This window comes from Rathayibacter sp. Leaf248, from assembly GCF_920939495.1.
Lineage (GTDB): Bacteria > Actinomycetota > Actinomycetes > Actinomycetales > Microbacteriaceae > Rathayibacter > Rathayibacter caricis.
This window is the reverse complement of record NZ_CAKLAV010000002.1, coordinates 74,719-97,714: the sequence shown is the minus strand read 5'-3', so window position 1 is coordinate 97,714 and position 22,996 is coordinate 74,719. Positions and strand designations below refer to the sequence as shown.

The following is a 22,996-nucleotide window of genomic DNA, read 5'->3' as shown; positions in this document are numbered from 1 at the left end:
GGCCGGGCCGCTCAGGACTCCGTCGCGGCGCTCGCCTTGTCGGCGCCGCTCTTCTGCTCGCCGCTCTCGTGGCCGGCGCTCTCCGCTTCCTTCTGAGCCGCCTTCTCGGCCGCCGCCCGGTCGGTCGCCTCCGCCGACTCGCGGAAGGCACGCCGCGGATCCTGCGTCGCGCTCATCGGCGAGAGGTCGCGCGAGCCGATCGCGTCGACGACCCAGCCCGAGATCACGCGCCACTTGCGATCCAGGGTCGGCATGGCCGCTCCGTGGTAAGCCCGGTGGGCCAGCCAGGCGAGCGGACCCCGGAGCTTGACGCCCTTGATCACGCCCGCGCCCTTGCCGATGCCGTACTCCGCGACGGTGCCGACGGACGCGTGCCGGTACTCCGCGACGGTGCCGCCGGTGAGATCGGCGACGATGTTCGCCGCGAGCAGCTTGGCCTGACGGACCGCGTTCTGCGCGTTCGGCGGGTAGTACGCGGGCTGCTTCTCGGAGGTGAGATCCGGGATCTGCGCTCCGTCGCCGGCCGCCCACGCGCCGGGCACCGGAGTGCCGTCCTCGCGGATCACGCGCAGCCGCGCATCCGCCATCACGTGGCCGCGGGGGCCTCGGGGCGCGTCGGTGGCGTCGAGGACAGGGTTCGGCTTCACTCCCGCCGTCCAGACGATGGTCGCCGACGGGATCCGCTCGCCGCTCGAGAGCTCGACGACGCCGTCCTCGCACGAGGGCATCGTGGTCTTCAGGTGCACGTGCACGCCGCGGGCGCGCAGGTGCTCGAGCGTCCACTTCGACAGCTCGGGGCCGACCTCGGGCGCGACCCGGTCGAGCGCCTCGACGAGGTGCCAGGTCACGTCGCCCATCGAGAGCGAGGGCTGCGCGGCGAGCGTGCGGCGGCTGAGGTCGAGCAGCTCGCTCAGCGCCTCGACGCCCGTGTAGCCGCCGCCGACGAAGACGAAGGTGAGCAGCCGCCGGCGCTCCGCCGCATCGGTCGTGAGCGCCGCCCGCGCGATGTTCTCGATGACGCGGTCGCGCAGATGGGCGGCCTCCTCGAGGGTTTTGAAGCCGATGCCGTGCTCGGCGAGCCCGGGCGTCGGGAAGGTGCGCGTGACGGCGCCCAGGGCGAACACCACCTGGTCGAAGGCGATCGTGCGCGTCGAGCCGTCGAGAGCGGCGACCTCGGCGCTGCGCTCCTCGAGGCTCACTCCGGTGATCGATCCGCGGATCACGCGGGTGCGCTTGAGGGCGGAGATCAACGGGACCGTCACGTGCCGCGGCTGCACGTGCCCGCCGGCCACCTCGGGCAGCAGCGGCTGGTAGGTCATGTAGGGGTTGGGCTCGACGACCGTGACGTCGATCGGAGCGAGACCCCGGCGCTTCTCGAGCCCCCACGCCGTGTAGAGGCCGACGTAGCCGCCGCCGAGGATGAGGATGCGCGTGGTTCCGGATGCCGTCATGTCGGTCCCTTCTCGGACCCGGCGCGACGAGCGGCCGGGTGCAGCGGTGCGGAGGAGTGTCCGACGCTACGCCGAGGGTCTTCCCGCGGACAGGGCCTTGCGCCCGCGCGGCTGAGCGGCAAGAGTGCCGCCGGTCAGCCGACCGCGCGCTCCTCGTCGCGCAGGCGCCGGCGGTACTCGCTGGGCGAGAGCCCCGTCTGCGTGGCGATCGCCCGGCGCAGCCGCTCGGGCGACGAGAACCCCGCCCGTCGGGCGATGTCGCTGAGCGGCAGGTCCTCCCCCTCCGGACCGCCGACGATGCGGAGCGCGCTCTCGGTGCGCACCGTCGAGATGAGCTCCCGGAGCGTCGTGCCGCGCTCGTCGGCGATCGCCCGCTGCAGCGTGCGCAGGCTCACCCGGCAGCGGCGGGCGACGGTGCCGGGATCGAGGCCCGGATCGGTGTGGTCGGCCTGCACGACCCGCTCGGCCGCCTCGACCATGTCGTGGATCCCCATCCGCTCGAGCGACGGGTCGGACCGCTCGGAGTCGAGGACCCGGCCGAGGCGCTGCACGGCGTCCTTCAGGAACTCGGCCTGCACCGCGTGGCCGATGTCGAGATCGGCGAGGAACACGCGCAGCAGCGAGCGCGCCGTGTCGGTGAGCGGCGACGCCGGGACGTACCGAGGCGGCTCCGGCCTCCTGGAGCGCTCGGCGGTCGGCACGGCGAGACGCAGGAGGAGCAGCCGGACGGGGCGGCGCGCGGACACGACGACCGGCACGTCCGACGACAGCGCGAGGACACCCTCCGACACCGCGATCGAGCCGGCCGACGACTCGACGACGAGCTCCCCCTCCATCGGCAGGAGCAGGACGGTCGACGGCTCGACGATGCGGTCGCTCGGCCAGCGGACGACCAGCGGGCCGGTGACGATGTGCAGTGCGCGCACGCCGTCGACGCCGGCGAGGGCGAGATCCATCCGGAAGGCCAGGGGCAGGTCGACGTCGATGTCGGCCGCGCGACGCAGCGCCGCGACGCCGTCGGCGCCGCGCAGCCGGACGGTGCGGGCGCCGGCGCCGATCGGGATGCTGGCGGGATTCTGCAGGACGGGGCGTGGGACCACGGTGGCGACTCCGATCGTGAGCACGGCCGCCGCGGAGGCGCCGTCTCTCGGAGCTTAGAAGAAATGAGACTTGCTCGTCTCCGCCCAGAAAGGGGCACCGGGCGTCACTGCAGCGCGGAGGTCAGCCTCGCGAGGTTGTCGAGGATCGTCGAGCGCAGCGGCTGCCGGCGCCACTCCCGCAGCGTCAGCTCGCGCGAGTGCTCGCGGTAGTCCTGCTGGACCTGGCGCAGGTCCTCCACGAACTCGGCTCCGCGCACCATCAGCGACACCTCGAGGTTCAGCGTGAACGAGCGCATGTCCATGTTGCTCGAGCCGATCACGGCGACGTCGTCGTCGATGGTGAAGTGCTTCGCGTGCAGGATCGTCGGAGCGCGGTACATCCAGATCCGCACGCCGGCCGTGAGCAGCGTCTCGTAGTACGAGCGCTGCGCGTGGTAGACGACCGCCTGGTCCCCGATCTCGGAGACGAACAGCTCGACGTGGATCCCCCGGCGCGTGGCCGTCGTGATGGCGTAGAGCATCGCCTCGTCCGGCACGAAGTACGGGCTCGTGATGATGATCGACTTCTGCGCCGAGTAGAGCAGGGTGAGGAACAGCCGCAGGTTGTTCTCTCCGTCGAACCCGGGCCCGCTCGGCACGACCTGGCAGTCGATGGTGTCGCGCTGCTGCAGCGCCTCCATCGGCTCGGACTCGCGCAGCAGCAGCTCGTCGGTCTCGCTGTACCAGTCGGTGATGAAGATGGCGTTGAGACCCTGCACCACCGGCCCCTCGAGCCGCACCATCAGATCGTGCCAGTGCAGGCCGCGGCGGATGTTGCCGCGCTTGTTGTAGCTGGAGTCGACGACGTTCTGCGAGCCCATGAAGGCCGCGTTGCCGTCGACGATCAGGAGCTTGCGGTGGTTGCGGAGGTCGGGGCGCTGGTACTGCCCGCGCCACGGGCGCACGGGGAGCATGTAGGACCAGTGCGCACCGGCGTCGCGCAGGCGGCGCAGCCGACGGTAGGTGCCCCCCGCGTAGCCGGGCACGCGGATCGACGCGATGTGGTCGAGCAGGATCCGCACCCGCACGCCGCGGGCGACCGCCCGGTCGAGCGCGTCGAAGAAGGGCTCGGTGGTCGAGTCGGCGGCGAGGATGTAGAACTCGCAGTGCACGTACCGGCGCGCGCGATCGATCTCGGCGGCCATCGCCCGGATCGTCTGCTCGTAGTCGCCCTGCAGCCGGGCGTCGTTGCCGCCGACCAGCGGCATGGCGCCGAGGTTGCGGTTGAGGGTCACGACCGACTCGAGCCACTGCGGCCACGGGTGGTTACGCGCGACCCGGTCGATGCCCTCCGTCGACTCGAGGATGAACCGGTTGATCTCCTCCTGCTTGCGCCGGCGCTTGCGCGGCAGGCGGTAGCTCCCGATGAAGAGGAAGAGGAGGATGCCGACGTAGGGGATCAGGAATATCGCCATCAGCCAGGCGAGACCGGTGGTCGGGCGCCGGTTGCGCGGCACGACGATGACGGCGACGACGCGCACCACGAGCTCGACGACGATCGCGGCGATCGCGAGGACGAGCGACCAGTCCGGTTGCGGCACCGCGTCTCCTCGCCGTTCGCGTGCAGGGGGTCGGCGACGGCGCGGGCTGCGCGCCGCTCCCCGATCCGGGGTCGGTCAGGAGGGGTCGGTCAGGAGGCGTCGCGCGGAGGCAGACCGCGGCGGGCGCGCTCCTTCGCCTCGATGCGGTCGTAGGCACGGCGTTCGTTGCGGTCGGAGCGGATGAGCGCGCGCATGATGAACCAGAAGAGGAGACCGATGCTGACGGTCGGCAGAAGAGCCCACAGCCCCTGATTCCAGATCTCCCAGTCCATGCGGCGATCCTACCCGGGCGCACCGGACCGGGCCTGGGGATGGCCGTGACGCGAGTGTCAGCCGCTCTCGACGGACTTGTTGAGGGCGGCCGCGTCGGCGTTCAGGCCCTCGAGCTCGGTGCGGAGCGCGTCGTACGCCGCGATGTCCGCGTCGATCGCGTCGCGCCGGGCGTCGATGGCCTCTCCGCGGGCCAGCAGATCGGCCCGGGCGGCGTCGAACGCGGACTGCGAGGCGAAGTCGCCGCTGTCGGCGCGGGAGTTGAAGGAGTCGATCTCGGCGTTCAGGGCGTCGTACTCGGCGTTGTTCGCCTCGACCCGCGCCGTCAGGTCGACGTAGGACGCCTCGATCCGGGCGACCAGGTCGGTGATGCGGTTCTCGAGATCGGTGAACACGGCCTCGTAGCGCGCGTTCAGCCCGACGACCACCGAGCGGTCGGTGAAGTACTGGGCGTAGTGCGCCTCGAGCGCCGGCGGCAGGTCGACGGCCTCGGTGCCCAGGATGGAGTGCAGCTCGTTGACGCGCTCGCCCAGCCCGCCGGTGCGGTACAGCTCGAGCCGCTCGGCGACGGTGCCGCCCTCGGGAAGGGTCTCGTACGCGGCCTCGAGCTGTGCGCCGAGGTCGCTCCGCTCGTCGTCGTCCAGCCGGTCCCACGCCGCGTGCAGCATCTCGTGGGCCGCGGTGACGTCGCGGATGCCGTCGAGATCGGGGTTGTCCACGTCCGAGATGTAGATGTCGCTGCCGGTGTAGCAGCCGAGCACGATCTCGTCCGAGGCGCCGTAGCCGCACAGCTCGTTGAAGCCGGTGGTCGGCTCGACCGAGGGGTGCGAGGCGTAGTAGAGGGCGCGGCCGCGCGTGGACATGGCCGTCCGCTCCGCGAATCCGGCGATCGTGGCGTCGGGCTCGAACGCCTCGGCCGCCTGCCGATCGGCGACGGCCGCTCCGAGATCGCGGGAATCGGCGAGGACGGATGCGGCGACCACCGTGCCCACCCCGAACTGCGCGACGGTGAGCACGCTCGCGACCGCGATCGCGACGATGCTGGATGCCCGGACCACGTCTCCCCCGTCCGGCCGCGAGGGCCGCCGTCGTGCTCGGCGGGGGCGGACCCGCCGTTCGTCCAGGCTACTTGACGAGCGGGAACAGGATCGTCTCGCGGATCCCGAGGCCGGTGATCGCCATCAGGAGCCGGTCGATGCCCATGCCCATGCCGCCCGTCGGCGGCATTCCGTGCTCGAGGGCGCGGAGGAAGTCCTCGTCCAGGCGCATCGCCTCGTCGTCGCCCGCGGCCGCCTGGCGCGCCTGCTCGACGAAGCGCTCGCGCTGCACGACCGGGTCGACGAGCTCCGAGTAGCCGGTGGCGAGCTCGAAGCCGCGGACGTAGAGGTCCCACTTCTCGACGACGCCCGGGACGGTGCGGTGCGCGCGCACGAGCGGCGAGGTGTCGACGGGGAAGTCGAGCACGAAGGTCGGACGGGTCAGCCCGCCCTTCACGAAGTGCTCCCACAGCTCCTCGACGTACTTGCCGTGCGTGGGCACGTGGACCTCGACGCCCTCGCGCTCGGCGAGCGTCTCGAGCTCGACCAGCGGGGTCCCGGGGGTGATCGCGATGCCGGCGGCCTGCGAGAGGCTCTCGTACATCGAGATGCGGTCCCACTCGCCGCCGAGGTCGAACTCGGTGCCGTCGGCCCAGGTGACCACGTGCGATCCGGCGACGGCGAGCGCCGCGTTCTGGATCAGCTCCTGCGTGAGGTCGGCGATCGAGGTGTAGTCGCCGTAGGCCTGGTACGCCTCGAGCATCGCGAACTCGGGCGAGTGCGTGGAGTCGGCGCCCTCGTTGCGGAAGTTGCGGTTGATCTCGAAGACGCGGTCGATGCCTCCGACGACGGCCCGCTTGAGGTACAGCTCGGGGGCGATGCGGAGGTAGAGCTCGGTGTCGAAGGCATTCGAGTGCGTCGCGAACGGGCGGGCCGACGCACCGCCGTGCATGACCTGCAGCATCGGCGTCTCGACCTCGAGGAAGCCGTGCGACGAGAAGGTGCTGCGGAGAGACGCGTTGACCGCCGCGCGGGTGACGACCGTCTCGCGCGCCTGCGGACGCACGATCAGGTCGAGGTAGCGCTGGCGCATCCGGGTCTCGTCGCCGAGCTCGTTGTGCAGGTTCGGCAGCGGGAGGAGCGCCTTCGCGGCCATGTCCCAACTCGATACCCACACGCTCAGCTCGCCGCGCTTACTCGAGATGACCTCACCCTCGACGAACAGGTGGTCGCCGATGTCGACGAGGTCCTTCCACTTTGCGAGTGAGTTCTCGCCGACGTCACCGAGCGACACCATCGCCTGGATACGCTCTCCATCTCCCGACTGCAGCGTCGCAAAGCAAAGCTTGCCGGTATTGCGCTGGAACACAACGCGGCCGGCGAGGCCTACTCGCTCGCCCGTCTTAATGTCCGGCTCGATGCCGTTGTGGCGCGCGCGGACTGCAGCGATCGTGTCAGTGACGCCAACCTTCACCGGATACGGGCCACGCCCGAGGTCGCCGTCCGCGAGCTTGAGAAGAATCTCGCGCTTGCCCTTGCGCACCTGGTACTGCTCGTTTCTCTCCGCGAGTTCGGCCCAATTCAGAGCGACGCCTTCACTAACGGCCGCGACCGGAGGGGACGAGGTCACGGGGGCATCGGGGGTGTCGGCCATGGCGAACAGGTGCTTTCGGTCGGGGGCGGAGGGGCGCGATCAGGCGAGCAGGATCGGGCCGTTGTCGAGGAGCCGGGTGGATCCGACGATCGCGGCGACGAGCACGAGGGCCGGGCCGCGATGGTCGTCGTCGACCGGGAGGAGCGTCGCCGGGTTCACGACGACGAGGTAGTCCAGCTTAACCAGCGCCTCGCCCATCGCCGCCGACTGGGCGGCCGCGATCACGGCGTCGATCCCGCCGTCGGCCGCGGAGGCGGCGGCCTCGAGCACGTTCGGGACGGTGCGGGCGGCGCGGCGCTCGCGGGCGTCGAGGTAGCGGTTGCGGCTCGAGAGAGCGAGGCCGTCCTCCTCGCGGACCGTCTCGACGGCCTCGATCGCGACGGGCACGTCGAGGTCGCGCACCATGCGCCGCACGAGGAACAGCTGCTGCGCGTCCTTCTGCCCGAAGAACGCGACGTCGGGCTGCACGATGTGCAGCAGCTTCGCGACCACGGTCAGCATGCCGTCGAAGTGACCCGGGCGGGAGCGTCCCTCGTAGAGGGTGCCGACGTGCCCGGCGACGACGCGGGTCGACGTGGGCCCGTCCGGGTACATCTCCGCGACCGACGGGGCGAAGACGACATCGACGCCCTCGGCCTCCAGCAGCGCCGTGTCGGCGGCGAGGTCGCGCGGGTAGCGGTCGAGGTCCTCGGTGGGGCCGAACTGCAGCGGATTCACGAACACCGACACGACGACGAGGTCGGCGCTCGCGCGTGCCGCGTCGACGAGCGCGAGATGGCCGTCGTGCAGGGCGCCCATCGTGGGGACGAGGGCGACGCGGGATCCGGCGCGACGCGCCTCCGCCACCCGCTCGCGGAGGGCGTCGATGCGTTCGATGGTGCTGATCACCCGACGATGCTACCGGCGACGCCCGCCCCTCCCCCTTGCTGATCGAGCAGCCCGCGCAGCGGGCGTATCGCGATCCACCGGCGCCTGGATATCAGGCTCGGAGGACGCGGGTCTCGATACGCCCCTGCGGGGCTACTCGACCGGCAAGCTCTCGGCACCCCGCCTCCTCCTGCTGATCAAGCAGCCCGCGCAGCGGGCGTATCGAGATCCACCACAGCCGGACATCACCATCGGAGGACGTGGGTCTCGATACGCCCCTGCGGGGCTACTCGACCAGCAAGGGGCGGGGGCGGGGCGGTCAGCCGGCGGCGCGGCGGAGGGCGTCGTCGACGGAGGAGCGGACGAGGCTGGAGAGGAAGAAGCCGGGCTTCTCGACGCCGATGCCGGCGAGCAGGCCGGCGGCCTGGTCGACGATAGCGGTCGAGAACGTGGTGGCGGTCGAGACGGCCTCCGCGTAGGCGGCGCGGTCCGCCTCCGCCACGGTCACCGGCTCGCCGCCCATCTCGACGACGAGGGCCTGCGCGATCGGGAGGACGGGACCCGGTGCAGTGACCGCGAAGTACGTCTCGACGAGCCGCGCGAGGTCGAGGCTCGTGCCGCTGAAGGCCATCGCGGGGTGCACGGCGAGCGGGATCACTCCGGCCGCGAGAGCGGGGGCGAGGATCCCGAACCCGTGCTCGGGAGCGGTGTGCAGCACGAGCTGGCCCGGCTGCCAGACCCCCGCGGCGGCGAGCCCGGCGACCAGCGACCCGAGCTCGTCGCCCGGGACCGCCAGCACGACGAGCTCGCTGCGCTCGACGAGCTCGGGGATCGCGAGGATCGGCGCGCCGGGCAGCAGGGCGTCGGCGCGCTCGCGGCCGGCCTCGCTCGTGGTCGCGACTCCGACGATCGCGTGGCCGGCGCCGGCGAGAGCGGCGCCGAGCACGGGGCCCACGCGACCGGCTCCGATGATCCCGACGCCGAGGCGTCCGTCGCGGCGGGGCTCAGGCATACGGGTCTCCTTCGGGGGCGGGCCACGACGGGGCGGGCGCGGCGGCCGCGCGCCTCCCCCACAGGTGGCTGGCATCGCGCTCGGCCGCGCGCACTCCCGCGTGCGCCAGAGCGTCGAAGAACGCGAGCCCGTCGGCCGCTCCCATCACGGGCACCATCGGAGTGACGGGGCCGGTGACCGTGTGCACGCGGGCCGAGGCGAGCCCCAGCAGGCGCTGGAGCGGCCCCTGCTGGACGCCGATGCTCTGCATGCGCGCGAGCGGCACGACGGCGACGCGCCGCCAGACGGCTCCGCTGCGCAGGATCACCACGTCGTCGGTGAGCCGGTAGCCGGTGCGGCGCCACGAGAACGGGCGGAGCCACGCCGCGGCGCGGGGCGCACGGGTGAAGCCGGCGGCATCGCGGTGCCTCAGGGCGTCGCCGACCGGAGTAGCCTCGGCGCCCTCCGCGGCGCCCGGCAGCAGCAGCCCGAGCACCTTCTCGACGTCGCGCAGATCGCCGACCGGGAGGATCGTCGTGTTCGGCTGTCCGTTCGCGCCCTGGGATGCGGCGTGGCCGGCGCGGTCGATCTTCACCTGCCACCACCCGAAGGGCCGCCACAGCAGCGGCTGGGTGATCTCGACCGCGTGGACGCGGCCGGGCGGCAGCGTGTCGCTGCTGGTCGAGAAGACTCCGTAGCCGACGCGCACGCCGTCGGGAGTGGCCGCGATCGAGTAGCGCAGCGAGCGCACGAACTGGCGCACGTAGTAGCTGCCGGAGCCGAGCAGGCCCGGCAGGATCGCGATCAGCACGTAGGGCGAGCCGTGCACCGCGACGAGCACCACTGCCACGATCGACGCCGCCAGGAACAGGGTGAACCCGCTGAAGACGAGCGAGCCCAGCAGCCGGCCGGGCGGGATCGACACGATCGACTCCGGGGGCGTGCCGTCGTCGTCCGTCCCGCCGAACTCCTCCAGCCGGCGCGCGAGGAACCCGCCGGCCGGCGCCTCCCCCGGAGCGCCCGCCTCGCGCTCGCGGACACCGGAGGCGAGCCGCAGGATGTCGCGGCGGAGCGCGTCCACCAGGCGCGAGCCGAGGTACGAGAGCTGGACGTTGGCGTCCTGGCCCGCGACGCCGACCTCGAGCTTCGCGGCGCCGAAGATCCGGGCGACGAGCGGGCGCTGCACGGCGATCCCCTGGATGCGGTCCAGGCGCGCGCGGCGGTTCGTGCGGAACAGCACGCCCGAGCGCACCTCCACGACCTCCTCGGTGATGCGGAAGGTGTGCATCCGCCACGACAGCCAGAAGGCGAAGACCGCGACGCCGAGTCCGATCGCCACCGCGAGCAGCGCCCAGCCGATCAGTCCGCGGTTCACGAGCTGATCGACGGGGTCGCCGCTCTCGTACTCACCGGCGCCGGGCAGGAACAGCTCGACGAGGCGCTCGCGCAGGTTCGTGATCAGGATGCCCAGCACGACGATCAGGCCGATGCCGCCCTTGAGGACGGGCGTCGCCGGGTGCAGGCGGTGCCACTCCCCGTCGGCGAGGTCGGTCTCGATGCCGCGGACCGCTCGCTCGGGAGCCTCGCTCACAGCCCGGCCCGGCGCGACTCGGCGAGCGCGACGAGACTGTCGCGCAGCTGCTCCGCGTCGGCCTCGGCCAGGCCGGGGATGCTCACTCCGGTCGCCGCGGCGGCGGTCACGAAGCGCAGGTCGGCGAGGCCCAGCGCCCGGGCGAGCGGTCCGCGGTTGACGTCGATGAGCTGCATCCGGCCGTAGGGCACGGACACGAAGCGCTGGAACATGATGCCGCGGCGGAAGAGCAGGTCGTCGTCGCGGAGGAGGTAGCCGTACGCCCGGGCGCGGCGCGGCGCGACGATGAGGAGGGTCAGCGCGAGCGCGGCGGCGGCGAGGAGCGCGATCCACGCCCAGCCCACTCCGACGAGCCACAGCACGACCGGCACGGCGAGCAGCACCACGCTCGACACGACGGCCGACACGATCTCGACCGCGATGTAGCGGGGCGAGACGCGGCGCCAGTCACCGGTGAGTTCGAGGCGGGTCCCGAGAGCGCTCGGCTCGACCTGCGCCTCCGGCGGCTCGGCCTGCGTCGCGAGCGGCTCGTCCTGCGCGAGCGGCTGCGGCTCCGCGCGCTCCCTGCGCGCCTCCTCCTCGAGCCGCGCCTCGCGGCGGGACTGCGGCTGCTGCGGCTCGTCCGTCATGCTCACGTACTCCTGTCGGCGACCCTCCGGCGGCCGGCGTCAGGCGCGGTTCGCCTCGCCGACCACGGCGTCGTCGTCGTCATCGCTCGGCGGGATGGTGCAGAGGTGCTCGGCGACCAGTCCGGCCACCAGCAGGACGATCGATCCCGCGATCGTGGCGACGTCCTGCCACACGGAGCCTAGCGAAGGCACCGCGCGGCTCAGCAGGTAGACCAGGATCCCGCCCGAGGCTCCCAGCAGCAGCGCTCCGACCAGGCTCGAGGCCTTCGCGAGCACCACGACGCGCATCGCGCGGAACGGATCGATCCGTCGGCGCAGCGTACCCGTGGTGGCCCGGTGGATCGGGATCGCGAAGGCGAGGACCACGGCCGCGACCACGACCAGGGTGAGCGGCACCGTCAACGGCGGCAGCAGCACGGGGCGACCGGAGGAGGCGATCGCCAGGTCGAGGAGGAACCCCGCCACGGCGCCCGCGAGGGCGAGGCCGAGCAGGGTGCTGAGGCGGGTGCGCGTCACGGAGTGCTGCTCTCGGGGTCGGGTGTGCCGGGGGCGGTGCTCGTCGGTGCGCTCGCGGCGCGGGCGCCCCTCCACGCTATCGCTCCGGACCACGGATGCACCGGGTCGCTCGCGAGGGCCCGCAGCTGCGCGACGGAGCCGTGCCCCGGCAGGACCGCGTCGGGCTCGACGTCGAGCCACGGCTCGAGGACGAAGGCGCGCTCGGCGGCGCGGGGGTGCGGGAGGGTGAGGTGCGGGTCGTCGCGGACGACGGCTCCGACCGCGATCAGGTCGATGTCGAGCGTGCGGTCGCCCCAGCGCTCCTCGCCCTCCCCCCGGAGGCGGCCGCCCGCGCGCTCGATCGCGGCGGTCGCCGCGAGGAGGTCCTCGGGATCCAGCGTCGTGGATCCGGTGACCACCGCGTTGAGGTAGCCGGGTGCGTCGTGGTCGACCCCGTCGAGCTTCCACGCGGGGGTCTCGACGACCTTCGACACGGCGTGCACACGCAGTCCCGGAGTCGTCGCGAGCGCGCGGACCGCGTCCTCCAGGTGCGCGAGGCGGTCGCCGAGATTGCTGCCGAGCGCGAGGACGACCCGGCGCTCCGGGAGGATCCGCTCCTGTCGGGGCCTCACGAGCGGGCCCGGGTGATCTGCACGGCGACGTCGTCGAACGGCAGCGGGATCGGCGCATCGGGCTTGTGGACGGTGATGCGCACCACGTCGGCCGCCGCGAAGCCGAGCGCGACGGCGGCGAGGCGCTCGGCGACCGTCTCGATGAGGTCGACCGGATCGCGGGTCACCGCGTCCGCGAGCGCGATCGCGAGCTCGCCGTAGTGGACCGTCTCGGCGAGGGCGTCGGCGCCGGCGGCGGGCGCGACGTCGAGCCAGACGGTCGCGTCGATCACGAAGTCCTGACCGTTCTCGCGCTCGAAGTCGAAGACGCCGTGGTGCGCGCGCACGCGCAGCCCCGTGAGGGTGATCGAGTCGCGCAGCGCGAGGGCGGCGGGGTCGACGGCGGAGGGGCGGACGCCGGTCGGGACGGACGCGGACGGTTCGGACTCGGTCACGGGAGCTCCTCGTGCAGGCGGGCGGAGAGCGCCAGGGCGCGGGCGCTCGAGCGGACGTCGTGCACCCGGACACCCCAGGCGCCGCGGTCGGCGGCGAGGAGGCTGAGCATGGCGGTCACGTCGTCGCGCTCGGCGGCGGCGGCCTCGGCCGCGAACGGAGCGAGGAAGCGCTTGCGCGAGTGCCCGACGAGCACCGGGAAGCCGAGCGACACGATCGAGTCGAGGTGCGCGAGGAGGGCCCAGTCGTGGCCGCCGTTCTTCGCGAAGCCGAGTCCCGGATCCAGGATCAGACGGTCGTCGCGGATGCCCGCCTCGCGCGCCGCGTCGATCCGGCGCTCGAGCTCGCCCCGCACCTCGCCCACGACGTCGGCGTAGGAGGCGAGCGCGTTCATGTCGGCGCTGTGGCCGCGCCAGTGCATGGCGATGTAGACGGCGCCGCGCTCGGCGACGAGCGGCAGCATGGCGGGGTCGGCCAGACCGCCCGAGACGTCGTTGACGACCAGAGCGCCCGCATCGAGAGCGGCCTCGGCCGTCGCCGCGCTCATGGTGTCGATGCTGACCTGCACGCCCTCCGTGGCGAGCGCGCGGACCACGGGGAGCACGCGCGCCTGCTCAGCATCGGCGTCGACGCGCGCGGCGCCGGGCCGGGTGGACTCGCCGCCGACGTCGATCAGGTCGGCGCCGAACGCGGCCGGCCCGTCGCCGCTCGAGCGCGTCATGCCGATGCCGTGCCGCACGGCGTCGTCGACCGAGAACCAGCGGCCGCCGTCGCTGAAGGAGTCGGGGGTGACGTTGAGGATCCCGAGCAGGGCGGCGCGCCCGGTCGGTGCGAGGTCGGCGGCGGAGGGAGGCACGTCACTCCCCCCGAGCGGCGCCGATCAGCGCGATGATCTCGGCGCGGGCGGCGGGCTCGGCGAGGGTGCCGCGGGCGGCGACCGTGACGGTCGAGCTGCGGGTCTGGCGCGGTCCGCGCATCCGCACGCAGCCGTGCTCGGCATCGACCACGACCACGACGCCCTCGGGCGCGAGGCCCGTCTGGATCACGTCGGCGATCTGCTCGGTCAGCCGCTCCTGGAGCTGGAGTCGCGAGGCGACGGTCTCGACGACCCGCGGCAGGCGGCCGAGGCCGACGACCCGCTCCCCCGCGCGGTAGGCGATGTGCGCGACGCCGACGAACGGCAGGAGGTGGTGCTCGCAGACGGAGCGGAACGCGAGATCGCGGACGATCACGGTCTGCCCGTCCGGGTGCGCGGTCGCCTCGCCCTCGACGACCGCGAAGGTCTCGTCGAGGTGGGAGGCGGGGTCGACGTCGCTCTCGCCGAAGAACTCCTCGTACGCCTCGGCGAAGCGCCGCGGAGTGGAGGCGAGCCCCTCGCGACCGGGGTCGTCCCCGATGGCCGCGAGGAGCTCGACGACGGCGGCCTCGATGCGCGCCCTGTCGACGGCCACGGGAGCCTAGGCCGTCGCGGGACGCGGGTTGATCAGCGGCGGACGCTGCGGCGCGGTCTGCTCCGTGCTCTCGGAGACGACTCCTCCGTCGGTCACGCCGGCGTCGATCGGGGCCTTGGCGGCCGGGATCGCGATGGGCGGGAGGTCGGACAGCGGGCGCTTGTCGCTCGAGAGCCACTGCGGGCGCTCGTCGATGCGGCGGACGTCCTTGAAGATGTCGGCCAGCTGGTCGTGGTCGAGCGTCTCCTTCTCGAGGAGGTCGGCGGCGAGCCGGTCGAGGATGTCGCGGTTGGCGTTGATGACCTGCCACGCCTCGTCGTGCGCCTGCTCGATGAGCTGCCGAGTCTCGGCGTCGACCCGCTCGGCGATCTGCTCGGAGTAGTCGCGCTGGTGGCCCATGTCGCGCCCGAGGAACATCTCGCCCGAGGACTGGCCGAGCTTGACGGCTCCGACGTTCGAGGACATGCCGTACTCGGTGACCATCTTGCGGGCGATCGCGGTCGCCTTCTCGATGTCGTTCGACGCTCCCGTGGTGGGGTCGTGGAAGACGATCTCCTCGGCGACGCGGCCGCCCATGGCGTAGGTCAGCTGGTCGAGGAGCTCGTTGCGGGTGGTCGAGTACTTGTCCTCGAGCGGCAGCACCATCGTGTAGCCGAGGGCGCGGCCGCGCGGCAGGATCGTCACCTTGGTGACGGGGTCGGTGTGGCGCATCGCGGCGGCGGCGAGAGCGTGCCCGCCCTCGTGGTACGCCGTGATCAGCTTCTCCTTGTCGCGCATGACGCGGGTGCGGCGCTGCGGACCGGCGATGACGCGGTCGATCGCCTCGTCGAGCGCACGGTTGTCGATCAGCTGAGCGTTGGAGCGGGCCGTGAGCAGTGCGGCCTCGTTGAGGACGTTCGCCAGGTCGGCACCGGTGAAGCCGGGGGTCTTCCGGGCGACGACCTCGAGGTCGACTCCCTCGGCGAGCGGCTTGCCGCGGCCGTGCACCTCGAGGATGCGCTTGCGGCCGAGCATGTCCGGAGCGTCGACGCCGATCTGGCGGTCGAAGCGGCCGGGGCGCAGCAGCGCCGGGTCGAGGATGTCGGGGCGGTTGGTCGCGGCGATCAGGATGACGTTCGTCTTGACGTCGAAGCCGTCCATCTCGACGAGGAGCTGGTTCAGCGTCTGCTCGCGCTCGTCATGGCCACCGCCCATGCCGGCACCGCGGTGACGGCCGACGGCGTCGATCTCGTCGACGAAGATGATGGCCGGCGAGTTCTCCTTCGCCTGCTGGAACAGGTCGCGCACGCGGCTCGCGCCGACTCCGACGAACATCTCGACGAAGTCGGAGCCCGAGATGGAGTAGAACGGCACGCCCGCCTCTCCCGCGACGGCGCGGGCGAGCAGGGTCTTGCCGGTCCCGGGAGGGCCGTAGAGGAGCACGCCCTTCGGGATCCGCGCACCGACGGCCTGGAACTTCGCGGGCTCCTTCAGGAACTCCTTGATCTCGTGCAGCTCCTCGATGGCCTCGTCGGCACCGGCGACGTCCTGGAACGTGACCTTCGGCGACTCCTTCGAGACCAGCTTCGCCTTCGACTTGCCGAACTGCATGACGCGGTTGCCGCCGCCCTGCATGCCTGAGAGCATCAGCCAGAAGAACGCGCCGATCAGGAGGATCGGGAGCAGGAAGCCGAGCGCCGACAGGAACCAGTTGGTCTGCGGGACCTCGTCGTCGTAGCCGTCCGACGGGTCGGCCGCGGTCACGGCATCGATGACCTCGGTGCCGCGCGGAGCCACGTAGTAGAACTGCACCTGCGTGCCGTTGTCGCCGTCGGCCTGCGAGAGCGTCAGGTCGACCCGCTGCTCCCCGTCGACGATCTTCGCCGACTCGACCCGGCCGTCCTGCAGCAGCTGGAGGCCCTCCTGCGTGCTGATCTGCCGGAACCCGGACATCGTGATCAGAGAGGACCCGATCCACACCGCGACGATCGCGAGGACGACGTAGAGAATGGGACCCCGGAAGATGCGCTTGACGTTCATGAATGTTGCGGGTCGAGACCCGGCACCTTTCTGACGGAGAAATGTGAGTGTCAGGCTACCTCCCGCACTCTGAACGCGCCCCGCGCGTTCGCCGTGGGCGTGCGTCGCGTCCTACGCCTCGTCGTCGGGCTGCGCGATCTGCAGGGGATCCGGGGCAGGACGGGCGGGGACAAGCGGAGGGAAGCGGATTCCCGCGCGCAATGCCTGCAGATCGTACGTGGGCGCCACGTTCAGGGGGCCGGGAGGAGGCGGGCGGCGGCCTCGGTGGCGAGGACCGCGCCGAGCTGGGCCGAGAGGGTGGCGGGCAGGGTCGGCGGGGCGTCCCAGCGCGGGCCGGCGAGCAGGACGCCGCGGCGCTCGCCCGAGCGCCAGAGCGCGTCGACGCTACCCAGGACGAAGGAGCGGAGGCGCTCGGCGGTCGCAGGGGCGACTCCCTCCGTCAGCGCGAGATCGACGAGGTGGCGGTAGGCGATGCCGCCGAAGAGGGCGCCGTCGCCCGCACCCTGGTCGACGAGGACGCCGTCGGGAGCGAGGCGGTCGAGCAGGTCCTCGGCCGTTCGGGACGCGTGGGCGACGAGGCGTGCATCCGGGTGCAGCCGGTGCAGGGCGAGCGCCGAGCCGATGTAGACCCCGTGGTTGTAGCTGAACGCCCAGTCGTCGCGGGCCGAGCCTCCCTCGCGGCCGATGCCGTCGGCGACGAAGCCCGACTCGTCGTCGCGCAGCCGCACGTGCATCCAGTCGAATGCCGCGCGGGCGAACAGCTCGCGCCCGTCGGGACGCAGCAGCTCGAGGCGCGCGCCGAGGATCGCGAACGGCCCGTTCGCCGGGGCGTTCTTGTAGTCGAGCTGACTGCGGCGCCAGGCCAGGCTGGCGCCGTGGCGGAGGTTCCAGCCCTTCCGGGCGGAGAAGCGCCAGAGCCGGTCCGCGCGGTCCAGCCAGCGCGGCTCGCCGGACGCCGCTCCGAGGCGTGCGAGAGCGCCTCCGAGCCACATCATGTCGTCGAAGTAGCCGTTGACCAGGCGCCCGCCGTTCCGGAGCCGGATCGCCCGGTGCACGCGCCGCGCCCGCTCGACGTGCGCCGCGTCTCCGGTGCGCTCGAACGCGTCGACCGCGGCGTCGATCGCGTGCGCGAGCCACCAGTAGTGGAACGGCGCGTCGGCGGCGACCGAGGTCGGGTAGCTCGCGTGGTACCCGATCAGGGGCGCCCGGAACAGCCGGTCGAGGCTGCGCTGCGCGACGTCGGCCCGCTCGGCGAGCGGAGTCGGATCAGGCGTAGACGTGGGGCGCGAGGATCGCGACATCGCGGAGGTTGCGGTAGCGCTCGGCGTAGTCGAGGCCGTAGCCGATGACGAAGTCGTTGGGGATGTCGAACCCGACGTACGCGACCTCGACCTCGACCTTGGCGGCGCGGGGCTTCCGGAACAGCGCGCAGATCTCGACCGACTCCGCCCCTCGGCTCCGCAGGTTGCCCTGCAGCCACGAGAGGGTGAGACCGGAGTCGATGATGTCCTCGACGATCAGCACCTTGCGATCGGTGATGTCGGTGTCGAGGTCCTTCAGGATCCGCACGACGCCCGAGGACTTGGTGCTGCTGCCGTAGGAGGAGACGGCCATCCAGTCCATGACGATGTCGATCTTGAGCTCGCGGGCGAGGTCGGCCATGACCATCACGGCGCCGCGCAGGACGCCCACGATGAGCAGGTTCTCCCCGGCGTAGTCGCGCTCGATCGCGCGGGCCAGGTCACGGATCCGCGCGTGGATCTCGGCCTCGGTGTAGAGGACCTCGGTGATGTCGTCGGCGATGTCGGCTGCTTCCACCCGATCACTCTACGGGGGCGTCGCGCCCGCTCGGCGAGCCGATCCCAGCTCTGCAGGTCGAGTAGCCGCGCAAGCGGCGTCTCGAGACCCGCGTCCTGCAGAGCGCGCAGCGGGAGGTCAGCGCGGGCGGGCCGGGGCGAAGACGAGGTCGGGGCCGGAGCGGGTCGCGAGGACGCCGGGGAGGTCGACGCCCTTCTGGCCGTGCCAGTCGGTGACGAGCGCGGCGACGGCGAGCGTCTGCGCGCGCGAGAGCGAGACTCCGAACTCGTTCGACACGACCAGGCGGATGATGCGCTGCCGCAGCGCGGGCGGATCCGCCGCGAGCCCGCGGGCGTCGACCGTCACATGGCCCTCGTCGTTCTGGCCGACGAGCTCGAGCGCCCAGTCGAGCGCCATCGCGTCGAGCGCGTCGCCGTCCTCGCGCAGCTGCTCGGCCGTGCGGGCGAGGGCCTCGGCCACGCCGGGGCCGAGCTCGTCCTCGAGCACGGGCAGCACCGAGCGGCGCACGCGCACCCGCGAGTAGCGGACGTCGTCGTTGTGCGGGTCGTCCCACGGCTCGAGGCCGGCGTCGGCGCTCGCGGCCCGCGTCGTCGCCCGGCGGAGGCCGAGCAGCGGCCGTCGCAGCGGTCCGCTCACCGGAGCCATGCCGTGCAGGCTCGCGGCGCCGGCTCCGCGGGCGAGGCCCAGGAGGACCGTCTCGGCCTGGTCGTCGAGCGTGTGCCCGAGGAGGACCGCCACCGCCCCGGTCGCCTCGAGCGCATCGGCGAGGGCGCCGTACCGCGCGGTGCGGGCCGCCGCCTCCGGGCCGTCCTCCCCCTCCTGCACGGAGACGACCTCGACGAGGACGGGTGCGAGACCGAGCCCGTGGGCCTGCTCGGCGGCGCGACGAGCGACTCCGTCCGACCCCTCCTGCAGGCCGTGATCGACGATCACGACGCCTGCGCGCAGCTCGGCACGCGGCGCCTCGAAGGCGACGGCCGCGGCGAGGGCGAGCGAGTCGGCTCCTCCGCTCAGCGCGACGAGGACCAGGGAGCCGCGCTCGAGGCCGTCGAGGCCGGTGCGGACGGCTCGGCGCAGGTCGGCGACGGCGGGGGTCAGACGGGGGCGATCGGGCACATCAAGTAACGTTAGGCCAGCGATCCGGCCTGCGAGCGCTGGCGTGTGCACGCGCTCGGGAGGCGGATCCGATCCGCCGATGCGCCGCCCGCGGCGCCACCGACTCAAGGAGCGAACATGGCCGCATACGACGTCGTCGTAGAGATCCCCAAGGGCAGCCGCAACAAGTACGAGGTCGACCACGAGACCGGTCGCGTGTACCTCGACCGGGTGCTCTTCACCTCCTTCGTCTACCCGACGGACTACGGCTACTTCGAGAACACGCTGGGCCTGGACGGCGACCCCGTCGACGCGCTCGTGCTGCTCGAGTACCCGGTCTTCCCGGGCGTGGGCGTGTCGGTGCGCCCCGTCGGCGTGCTCAACATGAGCGACGAGGCCGGCTCCGACGCCAAGGTGATCGTGGTCCCCGCGAAGGACCCGCGCTGGCAGCACATCCAGGACATCGGCGATGTGCCGGAGCAGACCAAGAACGAGATCAAGCACTTCTTCGAGCGCTACAAGGACCTCGAGCCCGGCAAGTGGGTCAAGGTCGAGGCGTGGGGCGACGCGGCCGAGGCCGAGCAGATCGTCCAGGACGGCATCAAGAAGCTGGCCGAAGAGGGTCACTGACCCCTCGGGTCGCCTCTCGAACGACGAGAACCCGCTCCCGCCGGAGTCCAGCACTGCTGGATCGCCGGTGGGGGCGGGTTCTCGTCGTTCGCGGGGAGCGCTAGGCGCTCGGACGGCCGACCATGCCGGTCGGCACTCCCCAGATGGAGTGGATGCGCACCGGCGCGTTCGGGTTCGGCGCCTCGATGATCTGGCCGTTCCCGAGGTAGATGGCGACGTGGTAGTAGTCGCCCGCCGATCCCCAGAAGATCAGGTCGCCGCGCTGACGCTCGCCGTAGGGCACCAGCTTCCCGTCGCCGGCCATGGTGTTGTACTGGTTCGTCGCGGAGTGCGTGCCGATGTAGACGCCGGCGGTCGCGTACGACTGCTTGGTCAGGCCCGAGCAGTCCCAGACGTCCGGGCCCATGCCGCCGAGCACGTAGCGCTCGCCGAGCTGCGCGGAGGCGTATGAGATGGCGGTCTCGACGGCGTTCGTCTGCGGCGGTCCGACGGGGGCGGGAGCCGGAGCCGGTGCGGGCGCCGGGGCCGGAGCGGGCTGGACGGGAGCCGGAGCCTGGACGGGCGGCGGCGCGGGCTGGACGGGAGCCTGGACGGGAGGCGGCGCGGGCTGAGAAGGCGCAGGCGCCTGCACGGGCGGCGCAGGCTGGACGGGCGGCTGCACGGGCTGCTGCACAGGGGCCTGAACCGGCGGCTGCTGCGGCGGTGCCGCCGGTCGCGACGGCGTGGCGCCCACCGGAGCGGTCACGACGGGAGCGGGACGCGAGTCCTCCTCCGTTGCCGCGGCCTCGGCATCGGCCTGCGCGCGCGCCGCGGCGGCTGCTGCGGCGGCCTCGGCGCGCTTCTGCTGCTCGCCCGCGAGGAACGCGGTCTCGACCTCGACCGTGGAGTCCTTGAGCAGGGCGAGCTGCGCGATCAGCTCGGAGGACTTCGCCTCCTGCACGGCCAGAGCCGACCGGGCGGACTCGGCGGCGGAATCGGCCGTCGCGCGGGCGCGGTCCGCCTCGTCCGAGAGCTTCCGGTGCTCGTCGACCGCCACGTCGGCCTGCTCGGCGAGCGACTCGGCGAGCTGCTTGTCGGCGAGCGCGTCGGCGTAGACCTTCTGCGACTGCTCCGACAGCTGCGACATGGCGCCGAGCTGGTAGAGCAGATCCCCGGCGTCCTCGCCGCGCGCGACGAGGCTCATCGAGAGGTCCCCGCCTGCGGCGCGGGAGAGGTGGGCGGCGAGCAGGCCCGCGCGCATCCTCGAGGTCTGCGCCTTCGTGGAAGCCTCGACGGCGCGGTCCTCGAGATCGGTGACGGTCTGCGCGGCGGCGGCGAGCGCATCCGTCGCCTGGCGCCAGGTCTCGGCCTTGCGCATCGCCTCGACGGAGGCCTCGTCGACCGCGGTCTGGAGCCCCGCGACGAGCCCGGTGATCGAGTCGATCTCGGCCTGCTTCGCGGCCTCGTCGAGCTTGGCGTTCTGCACGTCGTCCCACGAGGGGTACTTCGGGTCGTCGGCCGTCGCGGGCGTGAGCCCGAAGGACGCCGTGATCGCCGTCACGGCGAAGGCGGCCGACACCGCGATCGGGAGGCGACCCTTCCAGGCCCGCTCGCGCGGTGCCGGGGTGAAGCTCCGAGCGGTGGTGCGGGGGTCAACCAAGTGTCACTCCTCGTGCGGCCATGAAGGGCTGGGCGTTGACGGCGGTGCCGTTGACGCGGGTCTCGTAGTGCAGGTGGCAGCCGGTCGATGCGCCGGTGGAGCCGACGGACGCGATCTGCTGACCCGCCTCGACCCGCTCGCCGACGCGCACGTAGATGCCGCCCGCGATGATGTGGGCGTAGCCGGTGCTGATGCCCTCGCCGTGGTTGATCTCGATCCAGTTGCCGTACGTGCCGAAGACGCCGGCGTAGGTGACCGTGCCGCTGTGCGCGGCGAAGATCGGGGTGCCGCAGGAGGCTGCGAGGTCGGTGCCGCGGTGGTACGAGCTGGTCGAGCCGCCGCCGGTCGAGAGGCTGCTGCGCGGGCCGAAGGTGCCGGTGATCCGTCCGTTGACGGGCTCCACCCAACCGGAGTCGCTGACCGCGGTCGATCCGCCGCCCGCGGAGGGCGCCGGTGCGGTGTAGTTCGAGCCACCCGAGCTCGGGCGCGATGCAGCTGCAGCGGCGGCGGCGGCGCGAGCCGCTGCGGCGGCGATCCGCTGGGCCTCGGCGGCGGCCTGACGCGCGGCGGCCTCCTCGGCGAGCTTGCGCTGGCGCTCGGCCTCCCGCGCCGCGACTCCGGCCTGGTACTCGGCGACGGTGCGCGACTCGGTGTCGCGGAGTGCGGCGAGCTGCTGCTCGAGCACGATGCCCTGCTGCTGCTGCTCGGCGAGGACCGACTCCGACGCCTGCTGGGCCGCCGTGGCCTCGGCCAGTGCGGCCTCGGCCGACTGCCGGAGGCGCTCGCGCTCGCTGCGGGCGACCTCGGCCTGGTCGGCCAGCGAGGACGCCGTGTTGCGGGCCGTGCTCGCCTGCTCGTAGATCGCGTTCGAGCGCTCGACGAGCTTGGTCATGTTGCCGATGCGGCCGAGCAGGTCCTCGGACCCGCCGCTCTCGCCCTCGAGGAAGATGTTGACCGACAGGTCCGTGCCCGTGGTGCGGTAGAGCTGCGCGGCGAGGAGGCCGGCCTGCTGCGAGGCGGCGTCGGCCTCGTCGGCGCTCTCGGTCGCGCGGGCGTCGAGCCCGGCGGCCTTGTCCGCGGCCTCGTCGAACTTCTCCTGCGCCGCGAAGTACTCGGCACCCCGCTCCTCGGCGAGCTGCTGAGCGGCGGCGACCTCGTCCTGGAGGTCGGCGATCAGCGAGGTGATGCTGTCGACCTGGGCGGCCGCGGCGGCGGTGTCGCCCTTGGCGGCCTCCACATCGGCCCACGTCGGGTACTCGACGGCCTGGGCCGGAGTGGCGACCAGGAGCCCGGCGACCAGCGCGAGGGTCGCCGACGCGAGAGCCGTGGCGCGCAGTCGCCCGAGCCGTGGCGCGGCCGACGACGGTGCGGGGCTGCGGCGGCGCGGGAGAGAGAGCATGGGACCTCGGGGTTGCAGGGGGAGCCGGAGTCCGGACAGGCGGAGGTGACCGCCACCGGGGGAAGGGCAATTCCGACCAACCCTAACCAAGCCCCTACCGGTATGCCTAGGGACCGGGCAACCCCGGACGGGGTTCGTGGCGTGTGCGGAACGTTCGGATTTTGCATCCGGGGCGATCATCCGTATGCTTGCGTGTCGGTAGTCATGGTGGGGTCG

Annotated in this window: 22 protein-coding genes; 1 reads left to right on the top strand and 21 read right to left on the bottom strand. The window is 72.6% G+C overall.

Translation table 11 applies throughout. The features are described from left to right. Window positions 1-11 precede the first annotated feature (11 nt). The 19 genes from LRG51_RS13510 to tilS form a co-directional block, all read right to left on the bottom strand. A complete protein-coding gene (locus LRG51_RS13510) occupies window positions 12-1,451 on the bottom strand; it encodes an NAD(P)/FAD-dependent oxidoreductase (RefSeq protein WP_230673193.1) in 1,440 nt (479 codons plus the stop codon). A 134-nt stretch (window positions 1,452-1,585) separates the two neighbouring features. Continuing rightward, a complete protein-coding gene (locus tag LRG51_RS13505) occupies window positions 1,586-2,551 on the bottom strand; it encodes an AraC family transcriptional regulator (protein WP_230673192.1) in 966 nt (321 codons plus the stop codon). Window positions 2,552-2,655: 104 nt separating this feature from the next. Continuing rightward, on the bottom strand, window positions 2,656-4,131 hold the full coding sequence (gene cls, locus LRG51_RS13500) for a cardiolipin synthase (protein ID WP_055789849.1): 1,476 nt from the start codon (window positions 4,129-4,131) through the stop codon (window positions 2,656-2,658). 89 nt (window positions 4,132-4,220) lie between these two features. Beyond that, entirely contained in the window at window positions 4,221-4,403 is a 183-nt protein-coding gene (locus LRG51_RS13495; RefSeq protein ID WP_055789846.1) for a hypothetical protein, read from the bottom strand. Between the two features lie 57 nt (window positions 4,404-4,460). After that, a complete protein-coding gene (locus LRG51_RS13490) occupies window positions 4,461-5,459 on the bottom strand; it encodes a hypothetical protein (RefSeq protein WP_055789843.1) in 999 nt (332 codons plus the stop codon). Between the two features lie 67 nt (window positions 5,460-5,526). Then, entirely contained in the window at window positions 5,527-7,092 is a 1,566-nt protein-coding gene (gene lysS, locus LRG51_RS13485) for a lysine--tRNA ligase (protein ID WP_230673191.1), read from the bottom strand. Window positions 7,093-7,131: 39 nt separating this feature from the next. Continuing rightward, on the bottom strand, window positions 7,132-7,980 hold the full coding sequence (gene panC / locus LRG51_RS13480) for a pantoate--beta-alanine ligase (protein WP_107573584.1): 849 nt from the start codon (window positions 7,978-7,980) through the stop codon (window positions 7,132-7,134). A gap of 298 nt (window positions 7,981-8,278) precedes the next feature. Next, window positions 8,279-8,971 (bottom strand): Rossmann-like and DUF2520 domain-containing protein, encoded by a 693-nt coding sequence (locus tag LRG51_RS13475; RefSeq protein ID WP_230673190.1) that lies wholly within the window; start codon window positions 8,969-8,971, stop codon window positions 8,279-8,281. Further along, complete coding sequence (locus tag LRG51_RS13470) at window positions 8,964-10,541, bottom strand: PH domain-containing protein (RefSeq protein WP_230673189.1); 1,578 nt, start codon at window positions 10,539-10,541, stop codon at window positions 8,964-8,966. Before LRG51_RS13470 ends, LRG51_RS13475 begins: the two co-directional genes overlap by 8 nt. Then, window positions 10,538-11,170: a PH domain-containing protein gene (locus LRG51_RS13465; RefSeq protein WP_230673188.1), complete on the bottom strand. Its 633-nt coding sequence runs from the start codon at window positions 11,168-11,170 to the stop codon at window positions 10,538-10,540. The genes LRG51_RS13470 and LRG51_RS13465 overlap by 4 nt, the downstream gene beginning before the upstream one ends. 39 nt (window positions 11,171-11,209) lie before the next feature. After that, the gene (locus tag LRG51_RS13460) at window positions 11,210-11,686 is read right to left on the bottom strand and encodes a DUF3180 domain-containing protein (protein ID WP_055791409.1); all 477 of its coding nucleotides are present in this window, start codon (window positions 11,684-11,686) and stop codon (window positions 11,210-11,212) included. Continuing rightward, window positions 11,683-12,297 carry a 2-amino-4-hydroxy-6-hydroxymethyldihydropteridine diphosphokinase gene (folK, locus tag LRG51_RS13455; protein WP_230673187.1) on the bottom strand — a complete coding sequence of 205 codons (615 nt, stop codon included), beginning with the start codon at window positions 12,295-12,297 and terminating at the stop codon, window positions 11,683-11,685. Before folK ends, LRG51_RS13460 begins: the two co-directional genes overlap by 4 nt. After that, entirely contained in the window at window positions 12,294-12,731 is a 438-nt protein-coding gene (folB, locus tag LRG51_RS13450) for a dihydroneopterin aldolase (protein WP_230673186.1), read from the bottom strand. The genes folK and folB overlap by 4 nt, the downstream gene beginning before the upstream one ends. Beyond that, on the bottom strand, window positions 12,728-13,585 hold the full coding sequence (folP, locus tag LRG51_RS13445) for a dihydropteroate synthase (RefSeq protein ID WP_055789830.1): 858 nt from the start codon (window positions 13,583-13,585) through the stop codon (window positions 12,728-12,730). Before folP ends, folB begins: the two co-directional genes overlap by 4 nt. 1 nt (window position 13,586) lies before the next feature. Further along, complete coding sequence (gene folE, locus LRG51_RS13440; RefSeq protein ID WP_055789828.1) at window positions 13,587-14,180, bottom strand: GTP cyclohydrolase I; 594 nt, start codon at window positions 14,178-14,180, stop codon at window positions 13,587-13,589. 6 nt (window positions 14,181-14,186) lie between these two features. Further along, entirely contained in the window at window positions 14,187-16,199 is a 2,013-nt protein-coding gene (gene ftsH / locus LRG51_RS13435) for an ATP-dependent zinc metalloprotease FtsH (RefSeq protein ID WP_230673185.1), read from the bottom strand. A gap of 230 nt (window positions 16,200-16,429) precedes the next feature. Further along, window positions 16,430-17,500 (bottom strand): glycoside hydrolase family 76 protein, encoded by a 1,071-nt coding sequence (locus tag LRG51_RS13430; RefSeq protein WP_230673184.1) that lies wholly within the window; start codon window positions 17,498-17,500, stop codon window positions 16,430-16,432. Further along, on the bottom strand, window positions 17,466-18,017 hold the full coding sequence (hpt, locus tag LRG51_RS13425) for a hypoxanthine phosphoribosyltransferase (RefSeq protein ID WP_055789820.1): 552 nt from the start codon (window positions 18,015-18,017) through the stop codon (window positions 17,466-17,468). Before hpt ends, LRG51_RS13430 begins: the two co-directional genes overlap by 35 nt. Window positions 18,018-18,134: 117 nt before the next feature. Then, window positions 18,135-19,133, bottom strand: coding sequence for a tRNA lysidine(34) synthetase TilS (gene tilS, locus LRG51_RS13420; RefSeq protein WP_230673183.1), 999 nt, complete (start codon window positions 19,131-19,133; stop codon window positions 18,135-18,137). Window positions 19,134-19,250: 117 nt separating this feature from the next. Here tilS and ppa point away from each other — a divergent pair, with 117 nt between their 5' ends. Beyond that, window positions 19,251-19,742, top strand: coding sequence for an inorganic diphosphatase (gene ppa / locus LRG51_RS13415; RefSeq protein WP_055789813.1), 492 nt, complete (start codon window positions 19,251-19,253; stop codon window positions 19,740-19,742). A gap of 100 nt (window positions 19,743-19,842) precedes the next feature. Here the strand turns inward: ppa and LRG51_RS13410 are convergent, their stop codons facing one another. Beyond that, window positions 19,843-21,381: a C40 family peptidase gene (locus LRG51_RS13410; protein ID WP_230673182.1), complete on the bottom strand. Its 1,539-nt coding sequence runs from the start codon at window positions 21,379-21,381 to the stop codon at window positions 19,843-19,845. Further along, the gene (locus LRG51_RS13405) at window positions 21,374-22,780 is read right to left on the bottom strand and encodes a peptidoglycan DD-metalloendopeptidase family protein (protein WP_230673181.1); all 1,407 of its coding nucleotides are present in this window, start codon (window positions 22,778-22,780) and stop codon (window positions 21,374-21,376) included. The genes LRG51_RS13410 and LRG51_RS13405 overlap by 8 nt, the downstream gene beginning before the upstream one ends. Window positions 22,781-22,996 lie beyond the last annotated feature (216 nt).